At 39.9% G+C, this 22,664-nt stretch carries 16 protein-coding genes; 10 read left to right on the top strand and 6 right to left on the bottom strand.

Annotation, left to right across the window (positions count from 1 at the left end; genetic code table 11):
• Positions 1-177: 177 nt before the first annotated feature.
• A complete protein-coding gene (locus ABN080_RS14800; protein ID WP_349441404.1) occupies positions 178-606 on the top strand; it encodes a hypothetical protein in 429 nt (142 codons plus the stop codon).
• A 51-nt stretch (positions 607-657) separates the two neighbouring features.
• On the opposite strand, the gene ABN080_RS14795 is transcribed toward ABN080_RS14800, so the two are convergent.
• The 6 genes from ABN080_RS14795 to ABN080_RS14770 all read right to left on the bottom strand — a co-directional run bounded on the left by ABN080_RS14795 (position 658) and on the right by ABN080_RS14770 (position 6,461).
• On the bottom strand, positions 658-1,410 hold the full coding sequence (locus ABN080_RS14795) for an ABC transporter ATP-binding protein (protein WP_349441403.1): 753 nt from the start codon (positions 1,408-1,410) through the stop codon (positions 658-660).
• A 24-nt stretch (positions 1,411-1,434) separates the two neighbouring features.
• Positions 1,435-2,250, bottom strand: coding sequence for an ABC transporter ATP-binding protein (locus ABN080_RS14790; RefSeq protein WP_349441401.1), 816 nt, complete (start codon positions 2,248-2,250; stop codon positions 1,435-1,437).
• Positions 2,228-3,097: a nickel/cobalt ABC transporter permease gene (gene opp1C / locus ABN080_RS14785; RefSeq protein ID WP_349441400.1), complete on the bottom strand. Its 870-nt coding sequence runs from the start codon at positions 3,095-3,097 to the stop codon at positions 2,228-2,230. The genes ABN080_RS14790 and opp1C overlap by 23 nt, the downstream gene beginning before the upstream one ends.
• A gap of 2 nt (positions 3,098-3,099) precedes the next feature.
• Positions 3,100-4,026 (bottom strand): nickel/cobalt ABC transporter permease, encoded by a 927-nt coding sequence (opp1B, locus tag ABN080_RS14780; RefSeq protein WP_349441399.1) that lies wholly within the window; start codon positions 4,024-4,026, stop codon positions 3,100-3,102.
• Between the two features lie 62 nt (positions 4,027-4,088).
• Positions 4,089-5,663 (bottom strand): nickel ABC transporter substrate-binding protein, encoded by a 1,575-nt coding sequence (nikA, locus tag ABN080_RS14775; protein WP_349441398.1) that lies wholly within the window; start codon positions 5,661-5,663, stop codon positions 4,089-4,091.
• A gap of 15 nt (positions 5,664-5,678) precedes the next feature.
• Positions 5,679-6,461: a class I SAM-dependent methyltransferase gene (locus ABN080_RS14770; protein WP_349441397.1), complete on the bottom strand. Its 783-nt coding sequence runs from the start codon at positions 6,459-6,461 to the stop codon at positions 5,679-5,681.
• 433 nt (positions 6,462-6,894) lie between these two features.
• Here ABN080_RS14770 and ABN080_RS14765 point away from each other — a divergent pair, with 433 nt between their 5' ends.
• The 9 genes from ABN080_RS14765 to ABN080_RS14725 all read left to right on the top strand — a co-directional run bounded on the left by ABN080_RS14765 (position 6,895) and on the right by ABN080_RS14725 (position 22,653).
• Complete coding sequence (locus ABN080_RS14765; protein WP_349441396.1) at positions 6,895-8,418, top strand: vWA domain-containing protein; 1,524 nt, start codon at positions 6,895-6,897, stop codon at positions 8,416-8,418.
• Positions 8,419-9,000: 582 nt separating this feature from the next.
• Complete coding sequence (locus tag ABN080_RS14760; RefSeq protein ID WP_349441395.1) at positions 9,001-10,476, top strand: SrfA family protein; 1,476 nt, start codon at positions 9,001-9,003, stop codon at positions 10,474-10,476.
• 3 nt (positions 10,477-10,479) lie between these two features.
• The gene (locus tag ABN080_RS14755; protein ID WP_349441394.1) at positions 10,480-13,464 is read left to right on the top strand and encodes a virulence factor SrfB; all 2,985 of its coding nucleotides are present in this window, start codon (positions 10,480-10,482) and stop codon (positions 13,462-13,464) included.
• A gap of 2 nt (positions 13,465-13,466) precedes the next feature.
• Positions 13,467-16,175, top strand: a complete 2,709-nt coding sequence (locus ABN080_RS14750; protein ID WP_349441393.1) for a putative virulence factor — start codon at positions 13,467-13,469, stop codon at positions 16,173-16,175.
• 3 nt (positions 16,176-16,178) lie between these two features.
• Positions 16,179-17,186 (top strand): hypothetical protein, encoded by a 1,008-nt coding sequence (locus ABN080_RS14745; RefSeq protein WP_349441392.1) that lies wholly within the window; start codon positions 16,179-16,181, stop codon positions 17,184-17,186.
• 9 nt (positions 17,187-17,195) lie between these two features.
• Positions 17,196-19,199: a vWA domain-containing protein gene (locus ABN080_RS14740; protein WP_349441391.1), complete on the top strand. Its 2,004-nt coding sequence runs from the start codon at positions 17,196-17,198 to the stop codon at positions 19,197-19,199.
• Positions 19,199-19,891: an ABC transporter ATP-binding protein gene (locus tag ABN080_RS14735; protein WP_349441390.1), complete on the top strand. Its 693-nt coding sequence runs from the start codon at positions 19,199-19,201 to the stop codon at positions 19,889-19,891. The genes ABN080_RS14740 and ABN080_RS14735 overlap by 1 nt, the downstream gene beginning before the upstream one ends.
• Positions 19,872-21,107: an ABC transporter permease gene (locus ABN080_RS14730; RefSeq protein ID WP_349441389.1), complete on the top strand. Its 1,236-nt coding sequence runs from the start codon at positions 19,872-19,874 to the stop codon at positions 21,105-21,107. Before ABN080_RS14735 ends, ABN080_RS14730 begins: the two co-directional genes overlap by 20 nt.
• Positions 21,097-22,653 (top strand): formylglycine-generating enzyme family protein, encoded by a 1,557-nt coding sequence (locus tag ABN080_RS14725; RefSeq protein WP_349441388.1) that lies wholly within the window; start codon positions 21,097-21,099, stop codon positions 22,651-22,653. Before ABN080_RS14730 ends, ABN080_RS14725 begins: the two co-directional genes overlap by 11 nt.
• Positions 22,654-22,664 lie beyond the last annotated feature (11 nt).

The raw sequence follows: 22,664 nt of genomic DNA, 5'->3' as shown, positions 1-22,664 counted from the left end.
TATTAATTGGCTTATCATAAAATGATTTTATTAAAGGTACCTCACTAATTATTAAAAATATTATTCAAAAAAAGTAACACACTAAAAATAATCATCTTCCTATTGTTATAACTTCCCATTGTTTTATTTTTAATAAGTTAATTTAAATTTATACATTCATTTTTGGAGCATTTGATCATGTTGAAAAATATTGCTGTCAGTCTCTCTCTACTACTTATTTCCTCTTCTTCTTTTTCAGCGACATTAGCAGAAAAAGAATTACACCAAAAATTTGAAGAAAATATTCAATCTCGTGTTGTTGATTTAAATAAAAGCTGTGATGCCAATATAAAAGTTGCTTTTGATTGGTCTGCATTTACTGCTGATGATTTAAAAACAATAGGGGTTGATAGTTATTGTAGTGAGGGACTAAAAGGTGTCATAAATACCTGTGAAAGCTCTAAAATTGCACAAGAAACAGTAAAAGAAAAAATACAGAATATTACCTGTACTAAGGCAACGCCTCGTCGTATTGAACTCAAAGAAGGTACACTAAATTTTGGTATTGATTTCAATGCCTCAAATGATGCAAAGGCCGTTCAAGAACACTTAATGAATAATCTTTAAATAGATTAAATTCAGCAAACAGCAATACTTAAAAGTATTGCTGTTTGTTAATTAGATAACAGATTGAATAAGTTTTTTAGAATAGTCATGCGTAACATTACCTAAGTTATTTATCTCACATAATTCAATCTTCTTACCTTGTAAAAAGAACATGACTTTATCGCAAAAGTAAGCAACTGTTTGAATATCATGACTGATAAAAAGATAAGATAATTGGAATTCATCTTTTAACTGTTTTAATAAATCTAACATCTGTACTTGAGTAGGAATATCTAACGAGCTAAGCGCTTCATCTAATACAATTAATTTAGGGTAAGAGGCTAATGCACGACATAAACATACGCGTTGTGCCTGCCCACCTGATAGTTCATATATATAACGTTTATAACAATTTTTAGGTAATCCTACTTTATCTAAAAAAGCAAAAATAAGCTTTTCTAATGCCTGATGATGAATACTTGGAGCCACTATTTTTACTGGCTCAGCAATAATTTCGCCAACCGTTAATGTGGGATTAACGGATGTTGTATAATCTTGGAAAACAATACTAATAATACCTTGACGATGAAGTCGTTTTGTCACTGATTTATTATTCAAATAGATAGCGCCACTATCTGGTAATTCTAATCCACAAATTAAACGTGCTAAGGTGCTTTTACCACTGCCACTTTCCCCCACTAAACCAAAAGTTTCTTGGGTATTGATATTAAACGAAAGAGCGTCAATGACCTTCACTTTTTCACCGAATAAAGTGTTATTTCTTTGAGTATAAAACTTACTGATATTCTCAACATTTAATAACATAGCGTCTCTTTTATTATGATGATATTAATATGTTTTTTTATTAATCAATTGCTCGAAACGTAATGAAAGCTGTCGCCGTGCATTTATTAAATAACGCGTATATTCCTGCGTTGGAGATGTTAAAACGGTAGTTTTATCACCAAATTCAACCATTTTCCCCCCTAGCATCACGACAATATCATCAGCAATTTCATTAACGAGCCCTAAGTCATGGGAAATAAAAATCAGTGTTGAGTAGTGAGTCGTTACGACATGCTGGAGTAATTTTAAAATTTCTCGGCGAAGAGGTGCATCAAGTGCCGTTGTCGGTTCATCTGCAATTAATAATTTCGGTGATAAGGCAAGTGCAATCGCAATCATCACACGTTGTAATTGCCCACCACTTAATTGATGAGGAAATGCTTGCATAATAGATTGAAGTTGATGAGGAAATACATGAGATAATGCCAACTCAGTTTCTTCTACAGCTTGCTTTTTAGAATAGGAAAAATGGTAGATTAAAGTTTGGCTAATTTGCTTGCCTATTTTCATCAAAGGATCAAACGCACTCATGCCATTTTGAACAATCAAACCTAAAGATGTTCCCAATAAAGCTCGACGTTGAGAAAGCGCCTCATCACTAATTTTCTTTCCTTCAAAGAAAATCTCCCCTGACATGACTAATTGTTCAGGCAGTAATCCCATAATGGCTTTACTGATCACACTTTTTCCACTGCCACTTTCTCCGACAATCGCTAATGTACGTCCTTGCTTTATCGAAAAAGAGACATCATCAATCAGCTTTTTTCCGCTTTCTTGATGAGTAATAGAAACATGCTCAAGTGTCAGTAAGTTGTTCATGCTTTTCTCCTACTGACTGGCGATTATCCGGATCAAATACATCACGTAAAAAATCACCCCAAAAATTAAATGCAGTAACAACAAGGGTAATTGCAATGCCTGCGGGTAACATTTGCTCTGGGTGTAATACCATGACATTTTTTGCTTCACTAAGCATATTTCCCCATTCTGGCGTCGGTGGTTGTACACCTAACCCTAGAAAAGAGAGCGCCGAGATCATTAAAATAACACTACCAATATCCGTTGATGCTAAGACAATAGTTTCTGCAAAGGTGACGGGTAATAAATGACGTCGTAAAATATGGTGAGAAGGTGCACCAATCACCTGTGCATATGCAATGTAATTACGATGGGAATATTGACGAACAACCCCTCTGATCATTCTGGCATACCACGCCCATTTCACTAAAATAACGGCAATTAGGATATTACCAATACCCGGCCCCATTATTCCCACTAATGCTAAGATCATAATTTCTGCTGGAAATGACAAAACCACATCACATAATCGCATAATCAAGGTGTCTGTTTTTCCATGGAAAAAACCAGCTAACATGCCCATTAACCAGCCAATCATTAATGTCACACTCATGGCTAATAAGGCATAAAATACCGTCGTTCTTACACCAAACAATAACCTTGAAAAGATACAGCGCCCTAAATTATCCGTACCCAGCGGGTAATCAAAACTCATAGGCTTAAATTTCAAACGTATTGAAGTTAAAGTGGGATCATGCGGAGCTAACCAAGGGGCGAATATTCCCGCAATAACCACAATCATAATCACCAATAAACACAATTGTGCACTTTTGTCTTTTGCAAGTCGTTGCCAAAACAGTTGCCACATCATTATCTCCTTAGCCTTGGATCTGCCATCATTTGAATGACGTCCATCAGAAAATTAAAAAAGAGAAATAACAGTGACATCAATAAGATATAGGCCTGTATCATGGGATAATCACGACCAAATATAGCACTGATACATAGTCGCCCAATTCCTGGCCATGCAAAAATATTCTCAATCACGACTGTACCGGCAATAAGCTTTGGAATACTCATACCCAATGCCGTTAAACTGGAATACAACGAATTACGTAAAATATGGCGACGTAAAATAAGGTTATCCGGTAATCCGCGAGCTTTGGCATAAAAGACATAAGGTTGATGCCATTGATTTAACATCGCACCTCTTAACAGCCGTAAATAAGTACCGATATATCCTAAAGAGAGCGCCAATGCAGGCAAAATAACAGATTGTGGTGATAACATTCCACTGACAGGCAACCAATCCAAATAAACGGCGACTCCCCAAATCAATAGCAATCCCAGCCAATAATTCGGTATAGCCGTTAGAATAAAGACAATAAAACGAATGCTTTTATCTGTAAAACTTTGGGGTTTAACCACACACCACAATGCTAAAGGCAGTGCCAAAACAATCGTAAAAAATAAGGCTGTTGAAGCCAACCAAAGCGTTGGAGGTAATGCTCTTAGCATCTCTTGAATAACTGGGGTTCTGGTAAGAAAAGAAGTACCAAAATCAAGCTGGAGCCCTGCTATTAACCATAAAAAATAACGGGTAAAGAAAGGTTTATCTAAACCTAACTCATGACGCATACCCTCAATGGCTTCAGGGGTTGGAACAATTTCATTAACACGTAATGCAACTTCCGCAGGATCAGACGGCGCTAATTCCAACAGAATAAAAGCAATAAATGAAATCATCAGTGCCAGCGGAAATATCGCCAACACTCTCCAAAATATATAACGTAGCATAAAGTTTAATTAGTGTGACACACTCATGTAAGGTGCCACACATATCTAAGTTAGCGTTTTAACTACGGCTTAAAATGCATTTTTTCAAACGGTATTTCATATTGAGACGGATTAAAGCCAACATTTTCTAATTCACTTCGGTGGATAGCCTTAGTACGAGAATAGGTTAATGGGATATAGACAGCTTGATCAGCTAATGACGTAAATAAGGTTTTATATAATGCCTGACGTCGCGTTTCATCAGGTGTAATTAATAGCTCACCAATCATGGCATCTAATTGTGCTTTATTCGCTAATCCTTTTTGTCCTTGGTAATCCGCATGAGCGGGTATTCTAAAAGATGAAACAAAGGAAGCGGGATCATAAGGTGTTCCCCATGAAAGCGAATATTGTAAATCAAAATCACCATTTTTTTGTCTGTCTAAATAAGCTTGCTTTTCTTCACCTAAAATCGTCAGACCAACACCAATCTTTTTAAAATCATCTTGAATGAGTTCGGCAATTTCTTTTTCTACTGCGTTATTCACATTATAAGAGAGCAATAATTGTAGTTTCTGACCATCTTTTTGACGGATAATCTCACCTTTTGGTAATACCCAGCCCGCGGCCTCTAATAATTCAACCGCTTTTGCAGGCTGATAAGCATAGATTGGCGAGCTAAAATCACAATAAGGCACACTGCGCGCCATTAAAGTATCTGCGACTCTTTCACTGCCCGCTAAAATACCTTGTGCAATTCCCTCTTTATCGACTGCATATTGCAATGCTTGGCGAACATGTTGGTTTGATGTCATTGGACGACTGCTGTTTAGCACAATAGCACGAGACGCAATTGGAGCGCTCATTTCAGTTTTAAATTTATCTGATGCCATAAGGGCTTCAAATGAATCCATATCTAACATGTCGCCATCAGCACCAAATATAAGCTGAATATCTCCCTTTTGTAGAGAAAGTAGCATCGTTTGTCGGTCTGGGATCACTCGCCACATTACCCCATTTAATACAGGTTTTTCTCCCCAATAATTTGGGTTAACTTTAAACTCTGCGTATTGGTCTTTTTTATGTTCAGTTAATACCCAAGGCCCCGTACCAATATAGTTCGCAACGCCTGTTTTTGTTTTGCCATTAATAAATGAATTTGGCGAAATAAAGCGGAATGGGCGAGTTAAACCTAATTCAGTTAATGTTGGGTAGTAAGGGTTTTTTAAATTTAATTTAACGGTAAATTCATCAACAACTTCAACGCTATCAATTTGACGAACTAACTCTAGCCACGCATGTCGTTCATAGTTATCTAATACAGCTTCAATATTTAATTTTACGGCTTTGGCATTAAACGGTTCGCCATCACTAAAGGTCACATCATGGCGTAAATAAAAGGTATAACTTTTGCCGTCAGGGGAAATATCCCAACGCTGAGCTAAATAAGGTGCAACACCTTTTTCAGTATTTAATACAAGGGATTCAAATACCATGTTTTGAGCGGCCATCTCACCAGAGTAGAGATGAGGGTTAATATCACGAATATCTTTTGTGCTGGCATAATCCAGTATGTTATTGCTTTTATCTGCAAGTGCTGGAAATACACATGCAAGTGTTAATAACAGGGTTGGGATCACCGAAAATAAAGGCTTCACGTTATTCTCCTTTCATTATTTATATGTTGTTTTTTGTGCGTGGATCATAAACATCGGTGTTGATCCATAATTAATTTTTTCTTCTTCATTCCACACAAAATCACCAATGCGAGTGTCTATCATGTATCGATTAAAACCAATCTCTAGCAAGGTATTAATGTCCCATTGAGGACGTTTTATTTGACTCAATGGAAGTTGGCGCGCAATTCGCTCCATCTCTTTTGTATCAGTATTCACATAGTGATCTTCAACTTGTTCTTCTATTGAACGAGCTCTATCTGCCACAAAACCTTGCCAATATGCCTCATCAAAAAGGTGTAAATACCAGTTAGCATCAAAATTAATTAAATTACCGCCCGACTTTAATACACGAAACCATTCTGAATACGCCACTTGTGGTGCTTTTAAATTCCAAGTGACATTACGGCTGACAACAAGATCAAATTGCTCATTGGCAAAAGGCAGTTGATGTACATCTCCACGAATAAATTGAATATTTACCTGATGTGTTTGTGCATTCTGTTTGGCTTCTTGCAACATGCCTTCAGTTGCATCAATTGCTGTTACATCATGTCCAGATAACGCTAATAAAATGGCAAAAAAGCCTGGGCCAGTTCCAATATCTAGTACTTTTAAAGTTTCGCCCTCTTTAACATGCCCCAATAATAAATGACGCCATTTTTGTTGTTTTTCACTCAGCAATTCTTGTTGATTAGATTCACTATAACTTTCTGCTCTGATATTCCAGTAACGAGTTACATCATTAAGTAATGGGCTATTATTTATTTTATTTGTCATCAGAAACCTACGGTTGTATCTACGTAAAGAGGGGAAATAAATTCCCTCAAAAGCGAATGATTTGGCTATTTTATAGTGTGGGTAACATACCTTGTAACCCGTCGATACTCTATGTGCTATATCAATATTCATCAGCACTCAATGGTGAGAGTTAGTTGATTTGTAATCTTCGCCTTTAACATAAAGGCGTCATCCTAAAGGGTAAAAAGAGAAATAAGCAAATAGATTATTTTGTCTGTTAAAATAGAGAAATAAATTGAGCGAATTTAGCAATAAACTAAAGCCTAAGTACTATAAAAATTTATTTTGCCTTAGATTAAAAAAATGAACGCTTTAATTTCACCTTTTCAATAAAACCGTTATAGTCAGCAATATTGATATCTTAAATTTCTCTCTTTAAACGAATATAGCCGTCACTAAGGCTCTCTAAAATATGAATCGAATTTCACGATTAACAGCTGATATTTCCCGCGCCGATTTTGCCTTAACTCATCAACAGCAGTTACTTCAATTGCTGACACAACATTTTCCGACTAAGTATCGAGCGCTATTTGCCACACCAGAAAAAAAATCGGATGACGTTATTGAATGGTATTCTGCTGTTTCTGGTAATCCTGTTGCTTTGACCTCGTTACAAGGCCAAGAACAACAAGAAATAAGACGTATTTTAGATGAACGCCTTAACGATATTAAAACACAAACAGCGTTATTAGCTTCGCAAAACAGAATTACAGATGAAGAGCGCCATCTTTTAGATACGGCATCAACGCTACCTGATAGCGAAAGTGTCTATGTGATTAATGGGCAACCTGTTATTACATGGTGGCCACGTACAACCCCATTACCACCACCAATTGCACAAGTTACCGCTGGTGCAAGTGCCGCAGCTGCGGGTGCCGCACTCGCGGATGTGCCAGCCAAAACACGCAATCGCTGGTTACGTTGGCTATTACTCTTCTTATTCTTGCTGTTTTTAATTTTATTGGCATCTTGGCTAAAAGGGTGTTTTGATCCCACGGCCGTTCCTCCTGTTGTGGAAGAAAAACCTGCCGTCGTAATACCACCAAAGCCCGTACCTGAGCCAGAGCCCATTCCTGAGCCAGAACCAGTACCAGAACCTATTCCAGAGCCGATCCCTGAACCCGTTCCAGTACCTGAACCTATTCCTGAACCAAAACCTGTGCCAAAACCTGTGCCAGTGAAAAAACTTACGCCACTAGAAGCTTGTGTACAAGATGAATTAAAAAAAACGGGTGTAACAGAAAAGGCAGCTAATGCAACCTGTGAAAATCGCTTAGCCAGTAAGATAAAACAAATGTGTCCAGCAGATCGCCCACCAGAACTAGCGCCACAAGTGATTATTATCTTTGATGCTTCAGGCTCAATGGCGCTGAGTATGAGCTTAACAGAAGACGATTTAGACTTTATTTCAAACACAGGAAAGCTCTTCGCGGGCTATGATGCCGAACCTCGTCGAATCACAGTAGCAAGAAATGCAGCGACAAAGATTATTAATAGTATTCCTTCAGATATGAAAATTACTACCGTTGTGGCATCAGACTGCGGTGTAGTGAAATCAAGTCCTGCTTACGGCGGCAATGAACGCTCAAAATTGCTTAACTACATTAAACGTATTGAACCTGATAGCGGTACACCATTAGCCGAATCTATTCAACGAGCAGGCTCTCTAATCAAAGGCAATAACCGTGACACTATTATTGTCTTGTTATCTGACGGTTTAGAGTCTTGCGATCAAGACCCATGCGCAGCCGCCAGAACATTAAAACGAGCTCATCCTCGCGCCGTAATTAACGTTGTTGATATTTTAGGTACAGGCGCAGGCAACTGTGTGGCAAATGCAACGGGAGGGAAAGTCTTCACAGCGCGTAATGCCAATGAAGTCAGTTTAATGACTCGAAAAGCAATTGAAGATTATATTCCGAAGAACTGCAAATAATGATTGATTACTATTTTTAATATTTATTTCACCCTCTTTGTTTCAACATTGAGGGTGAAGTTTTTCACGTATTTCGCGTAATTTATTATTATATTGAAGCTAGTAGGTGCTATATCTTATCTATTTAAGACTCTTCTTTAATTGCTTATTCTTGTTTCTTTTCTTATTCACTCATTATTAAGAATAAACCTATTTTGTGATTACTATCACAACGACCAGATGTTACCTGATGGCTTACCTTTTTATATTTTGTCTTTTTTTTCTCCCATTTCATTATTTTTTAATGTAAAAATCAATATATCGGTGATTTTATCCATATATTTAAGAAAATATAGCGCAACCTGTAACGTCATTATTTAATTAACATAATCGTCATCTTAATATTCCCATTTTCACTCAAGAAAAATAAAAAAGTCTTTAATAATAATCAGTTAATTAACCCTAAATAATCCGCTAGATAGACACCAAATTTCTGATAATATAAAATGTATATAAATTTTATATCTTTATTTTTAGCCTTAAAGCCTATTTACGGATAAGCCAACTTACCCATAGATAATCTTGCCTAGCGGAATGATCGTCGTGAATAAAGCATTCTTACGAAGTGGTAAATTAGAAAATTACCTCCCTATGGGAGAAAATGGACAGGCTGTTTATATCTCTGCACTGCAGCTACGTGAAACTTTGCGTTTAAGAGGAAAGGTACATATTTCTCAATGCCTTGCCATTCCTCAGCCGAATGAAACCGGCGAACGCATTGATTGGTATTCACCGATTGACGGCTCTGTTATCCCTTGGTCAGCGGCTTCAGAAGAAGAGCGTACTGCGGCTTATGCTGTGCTGAAAAAAAATCAAGATGATTTAATCGCCTTTAGCGAACAAGAACAACAAAGAGCTGGAAATAAAGAAAGCCAGCTTTTTGGCGCACTCCTCAGTAAGACAATCCAATTTCCTGACGAAAACCATATTTTTATTGTTGATGGACAACCGATTATTACCTTTTGGGGATTTGTCAGCGCCAATCAACAACTAAGAGTTGACCCTGTTGCTTGCTTAAAACCTGTTGTTGCGCCAATCGCACCAACATCAACAGCCGTTCCACCCGTACAAGAAAAAGTCATCATTACTGATACAAAGCGCCCTTGGTGGCGTTTTTTATGGTGGCTGTTACCTTTATTATTGCTTCTACTCGCTATTTTCTTCTTAAGAGGCTGTTTCTCCACACCCACATTACCGACAATCGATATTAAAACACCCGATATTGAAGCGCCTAAATTACCTGATCCTACGCTTGAAAAGCCAAGAGTCCCCACTGTGGTTACTAATGGGCATACAGTTGGCGTACCAACAGGCACCGTTCACACAGGAACATTAGGCACCGTCGATGCAAATGGAAATGTGATTAATGCCACTGATGGGAACGGCGCAGTAATTGATCCTAATACAGGTTTACCGGTGGTTGATCCTCAAATAGACAATAACCAAGGTGCTTTACCTGAAGGAGTAGCGCCCGACGATGCGCAACAACCGAATGTGTCTCCCGTTGATCCCGCAACACAAAATGAGCAACCGAAAACAGATACTCCTCAAAATGCAGGAAATGAGAACAATACTGCTATTCCTCCGGTTGATCCTAATGCGCCACCAGATGTCACACCACCAGCCACTGCTGATAACACAACACCACTGACTATTCCTGCAAATGCGCTAGCTAACGGCTCAACCCAATTCCTTAATGGCCAATGGAAAGCAGGTGCAGGTATTCAAGATCAAAAAACAGGTAAACCACTGAGCCTGAACTATCAATTAGATAATGGCAAAGGACAAGTCGTAATGACACGCAGTGATGGGGTGACCTGTAAAGCCCCTGTTAACGCAGCCGTCAATCAAGGTGGGCTGAATATAAATAACCAAGGCCAGGCTCTGTGTAGTGATGGTTCAAACTATTTGATGCCAAATATTATTTGCCAACCAGGAAGCCAAAATATTGCTGATTGCCAAGGGAAATATGAGAACAGTCAGCCATTCCCATTATCAATGAAGCGGGAGAATAATTAATTCATGTTAGCGCCACTGACCGATTATAAAGATAAAATAACCCTTATCCGTGACAGCAATATTCAGTTTCTGGATTTTGGTTTTACGCTACCACAGCGCAAAGAGTACGGTGAGTTTGTTAAAAAAGGTGAAAACGGCCCGTTAATGCGACTCATCTACAATGAGCGAGACGATAACTATCTTTACCCAGCGCCGAAAAATCAACCACAAACACCGAGAGAAGCAGAATTTAGCTTCTCTCTTGATGAATCATTAAATTTACTCAATGACACTTGGTTGCCAGTGCCATTTTTCCGCTTTAATCCGCCTCGTTCATTCTCTCAAGGCCCTGATAACTGGGTGAGAATGATGTTTCACCAACTGCCAGAGCCAGATGAAGACGGGCATACGCATCGCATTGTCGTGGCTTTTGATACTCGTATTGAACCCAATCGCACCAATACGGCTTATCTAGCACCAAACGAAGAAGATGTTCGCTCTGGTGTTGCTTTTGCACTAGCTTATCTAGGTTATGAGGTGGAAAATTTCCTTGAAACACCTTGGATTGATGGCTGGTTAAAGGAAGTCTTTAGTGAAAGAGCGCTGGCGGTCACTAAGATATATCACGATGAACTTGAAGAAGCGCTTAAAGAGTTTCAACATCAAGCACATTATCTCAATTTGCTCAATATTTTAGGTGAGAAACTCCACTTACCTGAAATCAAAATTAATGAAACTAAACCACAAGAGCCGGCCATTGAAGTTGACCTTATCCTTGATGTGGGTAACTCTCGTACATGTGGGATCTTAATTGAAGATCATATCAATGATAATAAAGGGTTAACTCAACTTTATGAAATGACATTGCGTGATTTAAGCCACCCTTATCAAATCTACAACGAACCTTTTGAAAGCCGTGTTGAATTTGCACAAGCGGAATTTGGTAAACAAGACTTTTCAGTCAGTAGTGGTCGAAATAATGCCTTTATGTGGCCAACTATTGGTCGTGTTGGCCCTGAAGCTAACCGCATGGCAGCACAACGCTTAGGAACTGAAGGCTCAACGGGTATTTCAAGCCCTAAACGTTATTTATGGGATGATTCGCCGTATTCTCCAGGTTGGCGCTTTAGTCGCTCTTTTGGTCAAACAGACAGAGAGCCACTGGCAACTGCTGTACCTATGACCTATCTGCTTAACGATCACGGTGAACCGTTATTCCGTTTAGAGCCTGACTTTCGTATGCCTGTCTTTACGCCAAACTACACGCGTAGTTCATTAATGACCATGATGTTAACCGAAGTGTTAGCTCAGGCATTAACACAAATGAACAGCCCGGCTCAGCGTCTTAAAATGAGCCATGCTAGTGCGCCTCGTCAATTACGTAATATCATTTTGACTATTCCACCCGCTATGCCAAAACCAGAGCGTGCTATTTTTGAAACATGCATGGAAAACGCATTAGGGCTAATTTGGAAAGCAATGAATTGGGATCCAACTGATGAAAAACTGAATTTTGATGGTAAAGATGTCCAATGTCGTATACCGATGCCCAATATCCACGTTAAGTGGGATGAAGCCACTTGTGGTCAGTTAGTTTACCTATACAACGAAACACAAATTAAATTTGGTGAACGTACTGAAGCTTTTTTTGCTAGCCAAGTGCGTGAGGATAACCGCGCATTAACAGGTGATAGCACGTTAAAAATTGCATCAATTGATATTGGTGGTGGCACAACCGATCTCGTTATCACTCGCTATAAATTGGACACGGGAACAGGAAGCAACGTCAAAATTATTCCAACACAATTATTCCGCGAAGGATTCAAAATTGCGGGTGATGATATTTTATTAGATATTATCCAGATTTGTGTTTTACCTGCATTACGCACTGCATTAACGGATATTGGCATTTCTGATGCCGATGCCCTAATGTCTTCCCTTTTTGGTAGTGAAGGTTTAGATGCAGGTCAGCAAGTGTTGCGTCAACAGCTTACCTTACAAATCTTCAATCCAATTGGATTACGTATTTTAAGCCAGTACGAAAATTTCGATCCATTAATGCCTCATGAAGGTATTAACAGCACCTTTGGAGAATTGCTAGGTGTCCAACCAACAGAGCATGTGCGTCGTTATATTGACGATGCTGCCAATAAAGAGTTAGGTGGCGGAGAAAGTTTTTCTATCTTGAACGTGCCAGTGCAAATTAACTTTACACAACTACATGCTGAATTTATTTCAGGTGAACGTATTAATATCACCCGTAGCTTAAAAGCGCTGTGTGAGGTGCTTTATTACTACTCATGTGATGTTTTACTGCTCACAGGCCGCCCTTCTCGCTTACCGGGTATTCAAGCACTATTAAAAGTATTACAGCCTGTGCCACCTTCTCGTATATTGCCATTACATGGTTACAAAACGGGGGGTTGGTATCCGTTCAACAAAAAAGGCCGCATTGACGATCCCAAATCAACCGCAGCAGTTGGTGCGATGTTGTGTTTAATGGCTGAAAATGCACGTTTGCTCAACTTCTATTTCTCAACAGGTAACTTTAAAACTTACTCAACAGTGCGTTATTTAGGAATGTTAGATAATAACAACACCATTTCCGATAATGACGTTTATTACCGAGATATTCAGGATAAGTTTGAGCCTGATCCAGATACCTATTTTGAAGTCAGAGGCGGGATACGTTTAGGTTTCCGTCAATTAGATAATGCCCGTTGGCCAGCCTCACCACTCTATACATTACGCATTAAAAATCCGAAATTGGCACAACAATTAAGCCAAGAGGACAGCGTATTACATATCAAGCTAGGAGAAGAGCGCGGAGCCTCTAGCCATAATAATGACAACAAATCTGAAAAATTACGTATTGAAGAAATGGAGCTTATTAATGGTAAAGGTGGCGTTAATAAGAGTGGTTTAAGCTTCAAACTCAATACGTTAGCAGACAGTGGTATTGGCGAAACATCCTATTGGCTGGATAGCGGGAGTGTATTAGGTAAATGAATATGATGGATGAAAAACAGTTAACAGCTAAATGGGATGCCATTTATCAAGGCGCAGGCAAAGCTATTGATTGGGTCAGTACAGTAAGAGGCAATGCACCTCGTTTAAATACAGAAGCTGATAGCCTTATCTATCGCCTGCGTCGTAGCCGTAATATGGCGAAGAATCTCAGCTTAGCAACCCAACGCCCAATGTCAGTTGGCTTTTTTGGCCTATCTCAGGCAGGAAAATCGTACCTGATCTCAGCTCTTGCTGCTGGGCAAGAAGGGCGTTTAAGAACCAGCATGTCAGGTAAAACTCTTGATTTTATCGACCATATCAATCCACCAGGGGGTGGCAAAGAGGCTACGGGATTAGTCACTCGCTTTAGTCGCAAAGCAACGAAAGGTACGCAAGAGTTTCCAGTAGAGCTACACCTTTTTAGCGAAATTGAAATTGTTAAGATCCTTGCTAATGCTTACCTGTATGACTTTAATCAGGAAAAAATTGATTTTGAATTAGATGAAGAAAAAATCTCTCGTTTAATCAATTCATTAAGTTCACAATGTAGTGCCACCGCTGTCGCAGGTATTACACACGATGATGTCGTTTCATTATGGGATTACCTGCAACGTCACGCTGAAAAAAGTCAGAAAAAATTAGCGACAACCTATTGGCCTAAAGCGATTGAATTAGCGCCTTATCTCAGCATAGCCCAACGTGCTAAGTTATTTTCAGTGTTATGGGGCGACATTGCAGAACTGACATCTGCTTATCAGCGTTTTAGCACCACACTTGCCTCTTTAGGCAATGCATCCTTGGTTTTGGCTCCGCTTTCTTCTTTAGTCAAAGAACAAGACGGTGTGTTAATACAAAACGACAGTATTATGAACGTAGATATGTTAGAACGTCTCAATACTGCCAATGATAACCAGATCAGTATTTGTCCTATTCATGGTGATCGTATTGATGCCCCTGTAACCCTTTCTTTAGCGGAACTGACTGCACTCACCGTTGAATTAGTCGTACCGTTATTAGATGCACCAAGCAAAACACTATTTGAACAGGTTGAGCTACTGGATTTTCCGGGTTATCGCGGACGTTTAGGTGTTGAAACCATGGCGGATGTGCGCCGTCAAGTCAATGATGATAGCGCAAACCCACTCGCTCAACTTATTCTTCGAGGCAAAGTCGCCTATCTGTTTGAGCGTTATACCGATAACCAAGAAATGAATGTGCTGGTGGTTTGTACTGCATCAAACAAACAATCCGATGTAAAAGAAGTCGGCGCAGTACTCACAGAATGGATCAATAACACACAAGGTAAAGATGCACAAACTCGTGCTAAACGCCCTTCTGGCTTGATTTGGGCGATGACTATGTTTGATATGCGTATTACCAACTCCTTAACCATGAATGAAGCGTTATTACGCCAATCATGGGGTAAAGGTGGCATGATAAAAATGGCGATGTTAGAGCGCTTTGGTCAATACGAATGGATGTCATCGGATTGGATCAATGGTGAAGCGTTTAATAATACCTTTTTAGTACGTAAACCGGGTGTCCCCACACCGTTTATTCAAATCAGTAATGGCAAAGAAACGGTTCTAAATGAAGACAGTATTTCACAATTACATCTGATGAAAACAACATTTGCTGAAGATGAAACTGTCCAACGTTATATTCGTGATCCAGACCAAGCATGGGATGCCATGTTGTCGCTTAACGATGGTGGTATGCAACGCCTTGCTGATTATATTGAAACCGTTGCCTTAAAATCACTAAAGCTTGAACGAATCAATGAGCAACTACAAGAAATTCAACGTGATTTAATCGGTCATCATCTTGAAAAATGGTATCAATCAGGTGGTGAAGAAGAATTACAGGTAAAACGCCGTAATGCCGCGACTATTTTGCGTTTTATGCAAAGCCGTCCTTATTTACAAGGTGCATTACTCGACTATCTGTTGCCTTCTCGCAAATCTCTCTATGACCTATATATGCAGGAAAAAGAGGTTATCGATACCCTTTCAGACAACAAAAAAGCAACACAAGCCCCAGTTTCTGCCTTTGCTGCTATGGAACAACCAACGTTTGATCTCTTTAGCGATGCGCCAATCTCTTTGGTACCAGAAGAAGATGAAGCCCCCAAAGGCCACGGCAATGAGGTTAGCTACCCTAAAAAAGTGATGGCATTATGGATAAACCATCTGCGTAGTCTGCCAGATAACAGTACATTGTTAACCTATTTAGGTATCGACCAAGAAATTATGGTGCTGTTAGTCGATGAACTTATTACAGCTATCAATCGTCTTGGTGTTGAACAACGTATGTTGAAAACTCTAGCAGGAACAGAAGCCATTGCCCGTCGTGATGACTTAGCCGAACAACAATCATCTCGCGTTTATAATGTACTGGGTGATTTTATTACTTGGTTTAATTTCAAAGATAACGGTGTTGAGAAGCCAGATAGCAAAATCAATGTGGGTCATAAGATCTTTGAAAGACCCGATAACACTAGCGTGCAATGGGGTGATGATGAGCGTTTGGTCCGCTTACCCACCAACCCTGTTAACTACACCCTTTTATTTGTGATTGATTGGCTTATCGCTTTATCAGCGGTTATTACTGAGAATGCAGGGCATTCTGCGGGAAGAGAGATCAGTGCTGAACAAAACGCACTATTAGGCCAAATCATTCAAACCATGAAATCATCCGTTGTGGAGTCATAATTCGTGTTTAATCCAGAATTAAAACCCGTACAACCAGCTCGTCCCGGCTTTGCGGTATTAAGTATTCGTAATTGGGAAGGTGACGCTTCCCCTGTTTATTTAAGCATTCAGCGTAACCAAGATCGCTATTTCTTAAATGATAAAGGGGAATGGGTAGGTAATGCCTTTTTCCACCAGCTTTCACTTGAAGATGCTGATGATGGTTATCAAATCGTTCTTGATAAAACGCTCGTTGATCCCCTCGTTAGCAACTTACAAATGGCGTATCAATTTACGTTAAAAGACGATAACGAAACACAAGATATCGGGCGACTACGTATTCGTGATGGTGTATTAGCCTCTCAAGCACAAGGTCAAAGCGAAGCATTAAAATCAACGGCGACATTAGATACTCAAACTGTTCCACCTGCTCCCATTGTCGAAACATCACCGGAGCCGGAACCCGAATCAATCAAAGAGCCTGAGCCTGAGCTGATTATTCCTGAAATTAAGGTAGATGAACCGCCACAACGGCCAACACCACCTGCACCGAAAAAATCTAAAATTGGTTTAATTTTAGCGATTATCCTGATCTTAATTTTAGCGGGTATCTTAACGTGGTTCTTCTTACTAAGAGGCAACCCAGCAGGTGAACCAGCCACACAACCGACAACAGAATCATCAACACCAAGTGTGTGTAGTGTTGAAAATATGAAATCAGGTACGGCACTCGCTTTTGTACAAAGTTGTATACAGAGCCAACCAGATAGCAAAACCATTCTTACAACGATTGAACAAGCTAAACAGAACAATCAATGTGACGTTGCTCAGCGTTTATATGCATATAAAGCGCAATCAGGTGATGTTGAAATCGCACTAAATTATGCTCGTGAATACGATCCAGAAACAGCATCAGCACAAGGTTGCTTTGGTGCAGACAAAGAAACAGCTATCTATTGGTACGAAGCTGTTCTTAATCATGACTCACAAAACAGTGACGCAAAAGCGCGTCTTGAAGCACTGAAAAAATAGGAAAGTCGTATGAAAAAGGCGCATTGGCTTACTCTTATTCTCAGTGGTTTAATTCTGACAGCACCGGCAAGTGCTGAAGAGAAAAAACCGCTATTACAAGAGGGTAAAAAGACTCTCTATCAGCGTGTATTAACCTACCCAGGTTGCCAAGTGGCAGACACAATTGGCGCAGCAGGTAAAGAACAACCCGCATTTAGCCGTTTTTATGTATATCAGCGTCAAAAACAAGGCGCTAATGAGTGGCTACAAGTCGGCCCTGATAGCTTGGGTCATATTAGCGGCTGGATGAATGCAAGTTGCACATCTGAATGGAAAATGCAATTAACGCTGGCTTTTACTAACCCAGCGGGTCGTAATCCAATGCTATTTTTCAAAGATAAACAAACGGTTGAAGGCTTACTTGAAAGCCCTACTCCCGAAAAACAGTATCAACCTTTTTTAGCTGATATCAAAAATCAAAAAGTCAATCCTGCTGTTTTAGCTAAAGAGCCGGATTATATGATTGATCAGAAAAGTAATTTTTATCTGTTACCTGTACTAGGTTCAGATGAAGTCTTTACTGATGCGGGCTATAAAGTGCGAGTCCTCAATGTCGCCTCCGTCTCTTCTCAAACCAAAGACAGCAAAGACGCACAGAATACGAATGCAACCGCCAACAATACAAAACCTACCACGCCAGACAGCAAAGATGCTGACAATATGATGCAAGGTTTTTCTGCGGCTGTCGTGTTTGTTATCGACTCAACAATATCAATGGATCCTTATATTGATAGAACCAAAGAAGCGATTCAGAAGGTTTATGCTCAAGTCGAAAAAGACAATATGTTGGATAAGGTAAAATTTGGTTTAGTAGCATTTCGCTCTAATATCAAAGCTGTCCCTGCATTGGAATACAACAGCAAAATGTTTGTAAACCCTAATGACGTAAAAGATGGCCCTGATTTCCTAAATAAAGTAAAAGAGTTGCGCCAAGCAAAAGTCTCAAGTAGTCGTTTTGATGAAGATGCATATGCTGGTGTTATGCAAGCTCTTGATGATGTTGATTGGACACGTTTTGGTGCTCGTTACGTTATTTTAATCACTGACGCGGGGGCATTAACGGGAGATGATCCTCTTTCATCAACTAAGCTCGATGCTGAACAAATTCGCCAAGAAGCCGCTTATCGTGGTGTTGCACTTTATACACTGCACTTAAAAACTCCATCGGGGGTAAAAAATCATGCTTCTGCACAAGCGCAATATGAGACATTGACGCTGAATCCGTTCTTACACAAATCCCTTTACTACCCTATTAACTCAGGGGATGTAAATAGTTTTGGTCGAATGGTCGATGGCCTTGCAACCGCAGTAACCACGCAAATTCAAACCGCTTATCGCGGTGAAGCCACCGTAGGCAGTGCACTAAATGCCGATCCTACTTATAGCAAAAATAAAGAAACTAATGCCTTACTTAACGATGCGCATGATTTAGGTTATGCCATGCGTTTAGCATATTTAGGTGAAAAACAGGGTACAAAAGCACCTCCGGTCTTTAAAGCATGGATTAGTGATCGAGACTTATTACAGCAAAATATCCCAACAACAGAAGTACAAGTATTACTGACTAAAAGTGAGCTTAGCGATTTAAGTGATGTAATGAAAAAAATCGTGAATGCTGCTAATGAAGGGTTGATCTCACCTGACAATATGTTTGCTGATTTACGTTCGATTGCGGCAACAATGGGTAACGATCCAAATCAAATCAAACAAGGCTCTGCGACAAAATTGGGTGAAATGGGCTTGTTGGGTGAATATATTGAAAACCTGCCCTACTTAAGTGAAGTGCTTGGTTTAGATGAAGAGACTTGGAAAAGCTGGGATGGTCTTGAGCAAGAGAAATTTATCCGCCGATTAAATACAAAGTTACAATATTATCAACGTTATAATGAAGATGTTGATCGTTGGATATCCCTTGCGCCACAAAGTGATCCACGCGATCACGTTTACCCTGTTCCACTGGAAAACCTGCCTTAATGATCCAGATTGAAGGCATGGCAATTACGCGTGGTGATGCGCAACATGGTTTTCGTGTTGCGCTTCCTTCATTAATCCTTGAAAAAGGAGAAATTGGCGCACTAACCGGATTAAGTGGCTGTGGAAAAAGTACCTTGTTGGAAATGATTGGGCTTATTTTACGCCCTGATGAATTAACCCATTTTCAACTCGATGATGATTTAACTCTCACACAATTCGTACTAAGTAATGAGCAAGCACAACTCGCATCATTGCGAGCAGAGAAATTGGGTTTTATGCTTCAAAGTGGCGGGTTACTGCCTTTTTTAACCGTTATGCAAAATATTCAATTACCTCGCAAAATGCTGGGGTTAACACCGCACTCCGCTTGGCTCGATCATGCAATTGACCATCTACAATTACGCCCATTGTTAACTCGCCTTCCACGCCAACTCTCCATTGGTGAGCGTCAACGCGCAGCGTTTATCCGCGCTATTGCACACGAGCCGGCATTATTACTTGCTGATGAACCCACAGCAGCCCTTGATCCCCATAATGCACAAACGCTGTATACACTCATTGTAGAGATGGTAAAACAACTGGAGATCTCTGCACTGGTTGTTAGTCACGATTGGTCTTTAGTCAAGCGTTTTGGGTTTAGCCACTATCACGCGCAACTCGAAGGAGGCGGTAGTGTCTTTATCAAACAATAGTGCCAATCCTAATCGTCTTGGCTTACTCAGCTCACTTGCTTGGCGTGACTTAATTTACGATCGCAAAGTTGCACTCTGTATTGTGTTTTCACTCGTTTCTGTGATTGCCCCATTGTTACTGCTGTTTGGCTTAAAAAATGGCATTGTGACACAGCTTCATAATCAGCTACTCAACGATCCCCGTAATCTTGAAATACGTATGTTAGGCAATGGTAATTACCCACAAAGTTGGTTTAATGAAATTGCACAAAAAGAAGAAGTCCGCTTTGTTATCCCATTAACACGAAGTTTAAATACACAAGCTGATATTGTGATTGATGGACAACATTTTATTGATAACGCAGAAATCATACCAACAGCAGAAAACGATCCTTTATTAGAGGGTGTGGCTATACCTAACAATGCAGACACGTTAGTACTCTCCGCCAATGCTGCGCAAAAATTACAGGCTGATGTCGGCGATAACATTCGATTATTTATCAGCCGCAAACTTAATGGCGTCAATGAACGTGCAAAGCGTACCTTTACTGTGGGCGCCATTATCAGTGATAGCAAATTTTCAAGAGCAGCGGCCTTTGTTTCTCTTGATGTTTTAGTCGCAATGGAAGATTACCGAGATGGTTATCAAGCCCCTCTTTTTGGTATTACACAAGGTGTTGAGGCAAAACCAAGAACTCAGTTTGCTAAAGCTCGTCTTTATGCCAAAAATTTAGATAGCATCGCACCATTAGATGATTGGTTTCGGCAACAACACATTGATGTGATAACACAAAAAAGCCAAATAGATTCTGTAAAAGCAATCAGTTATGTTCTTAATGTTATTTTCTCTGTCATTGCTTGGGTCTCACTATTAGGTTGTATCGCCTCATTAATTGGGGCCTTTCTTGCCAATATTGACCGCAAACGCAAAGATATGGCGATCCTACGCCTACTGGGTTTCCGTCAATTTTCTGTTTCTTTATATATTGTATTGCAAGCGCTGCTATTAACGAGTGTTGCCTTTATTTTAGCCCTTGGGCTTTATGGGATTGGTAGTCGCTTATTTACCACATTATTAGGCACCCATTTACCTGAACAAGCCTTTGTTTGCCAGTTAACGTTTTGGGATCTATTGATTGCTATGTGCAGCGCCTTACTAGTGGCCTTAGTCGTTGCCAGTATTGGAGCATTACGTGCCGTTTCAATTGAACCTGCGGAGAGCTTACGTGAAATTTAATTTATCGCTTTTAACTTTATCATTTGCGCTGTTATCTAGCAGTTTTATGGCATCAGCCAAATGGGATGATAAATTTGTTAACCCAAAAGCCTTACCTGATGATGTGATATTGCCATTCCCTTGTGAAGGTTCGATGGTCTTTCGCCAAGTGACTATCCCTCTCAGTCAGCCTTTACAAGACTACAGCGTTACGTTAGGGCAAGAAGGCGATGAATGGGGTTATTTAGAACAATCAAGAGCTGAACATATTGCTGGTAGCTTCCCACTAAAAGGTAAAGAAAAAGGCCGCTATTACCTTATGGCAAAATACCCCGTTACCGATCTGCAATATAACGCCATGCAAAGCACCATTAATGGTAAAGAGTGCCCTGTTGCTTCCAATAAATTACGTTTACCAAAGGTGAACATCAGTTGGTATGAAGCGATGCAATTTGCAGATCAATATAACCAATGGTTAAGAAGCAAACATCCTGAAGCACTCCCTGTTGAAGATGGCGCAAAAGGTTTTGCTCGATTACCAACAGAAACGGAGTGGGAATTTGCCGCCCGCGGCGGTTTAAAAGTCTCAGCCTCCGAATTTCGTGATGTGCGCTTTCCAATGCCAGAAGGCACCAAAAACTATATTTGGTCAGCAGGTAGTCAATCCGCTAATGGTTCGTTACAACTCACCGGTTTGTTATCACCCAATCCTCTAGGCTTACATGACATGTTGGGTAATGTCGCTGAAATGATGTTTGAACCTTTTAGACTCAATAAACTCGATCGCTTACATGGACAAGCGGGTGGCTTTATTGTGCGTGGTGGTAGTTATCTCACCCCAGAAAGCGATATGCGCAGTTCATGGCGCCAAGAAGAGCCTTATTACACCAATACGGGTGCGAATAAAAATAAATACACAGGCTTTCGTTTAGCTGTTGTTGCTCCAGCATTAACATCACGCGATAAGATCAAAGAAATAGAAAAAGAGTGGCAGCAATTAGGCAATGAGAAACCAGCCAGCAACAACTCAAAAACTAATAGCGATAGCTCCATCAATAGCCTGAATACACTCTCAACCCAAGTGCAAGATGAAGCATTGAAAAAACAATTAGCTGAATTAAAAAATACCTTACGGGCAAATGCACAACTACGAGATGAACAGCGTGATCAAGCTATCCGTACCTCACTACAATTAGGTGCTTTTTTATGTACCAAATTAAAAGATGATGGCGAGTTCTATGACAGATTAATCGCATTACATGAAAAAAACTGTCCTTCAGGCACTAAAGATGCCACATGTGAACGACGTCAAGAACAAGTTAACGACCATAAAAAAACGCTCGACTTTGTTGTGAGCTATTACGCTGACACATTAGTGGATATGGCAACCACATATGACGCCTCTTTAGTCAAACCGCAAATTGACGTTGTACGCCAATTAATGGAAGCCAGAGGTAAATCAAATTTAAATACGTACCTTTCAACGTATATGCAGGGGCTCCAAGGATATTGGGCTAACGGTAAAGTATCACGGAATGAATGGCTCGAAGCATGTAAAAAACAATAACAGAGACTTGG

Origin of the sequence: Proteus sp. fly-1089 (genome assembly GCF_040138965.1) — a bacterium.
Classification (GTDB): Bacteria; Pseudomonadota; Gammaproteobacteria; order Enterobacterales; family Enterobacteriaceae; genus Proteus; species Proteus vulgaris_B.
This window is presented reverse-complemented; position numbering and strand designations above follow the sequence as displayed.

Coding starts and splice junctions, on each gene's coding strand:
- ABN080_RS14800 (WP_349441404.1), top strand. CDS start 178: ATGTTGAAAAATATTGCTGTCAGTCTCTCTCTACTACTTATTTCCTCT.
- ABN080_RS14795 (WP_349441403.1), bottom strand. CDS start 1,410: ATGTTATTAAATGTTGAGAATATCAGTAAGTTTTATACTCAAAGAAAT.
- ABN080_RS14790 (WP_349441401.1), bottom strand. CDS start 2,250: ATGAACAACTTACTGACACTTGAGCATGTTTCTATTACTCATCAAGAA.
- opp1C (WP_349441400.1), bottom strand. CDS start 3,097: ATGTGGCAACTGTTTTGGCAACGACTTGCAAAAGACAAAAGTGCACAA.
- opp1B (WP_349441399.1), bottom strand. CDS start 4,026: ATGCTACGTTATATATTTTGGAGAGTGTTGGCGATATTTCCGCTGGCA.
- ABN080_RS14770 (WP_349441397.1), bottom strand. CDS start 6,461: ATGACAAATAAAATAAATAATAGCCCATTACTTAATGATGTAACTCGT.
- ABN080_RS14765 (WP_349441396.1), top strand. CDS start 6,895: ATGAATCGAATTTCACGATTAACAGCTGATATTTCCCGCGCCGATTTT.
- ABN080_RS14755 (WP_349441394.1), top strand. CDS start 10,480: ATGTTAGCGCCACTGACCGATTATAAAGATAAAATAACCCTTATCCGT.
- ABN080_RS14750 (WP_349441393.1), top strand. CDS start 13,467: ATGATGGATGAAAAACAGTTAACAGCTAAATGGGATGCCATTTATCAA.
- ABN080_RS14740 (WP_349441391.1), top strand. CDS start 17,196: ATGAAAAAGGCGCATTGGCTTACTCTTATTCTCAGTGGTTTAATTCTG.
- ABN080_RS14735 (WP_349441390.1), top strand. CDS start 19,199: ATGATCCAGATTGAAGGCATGGCAATTACGCGTGGTGATGCGCAACAT.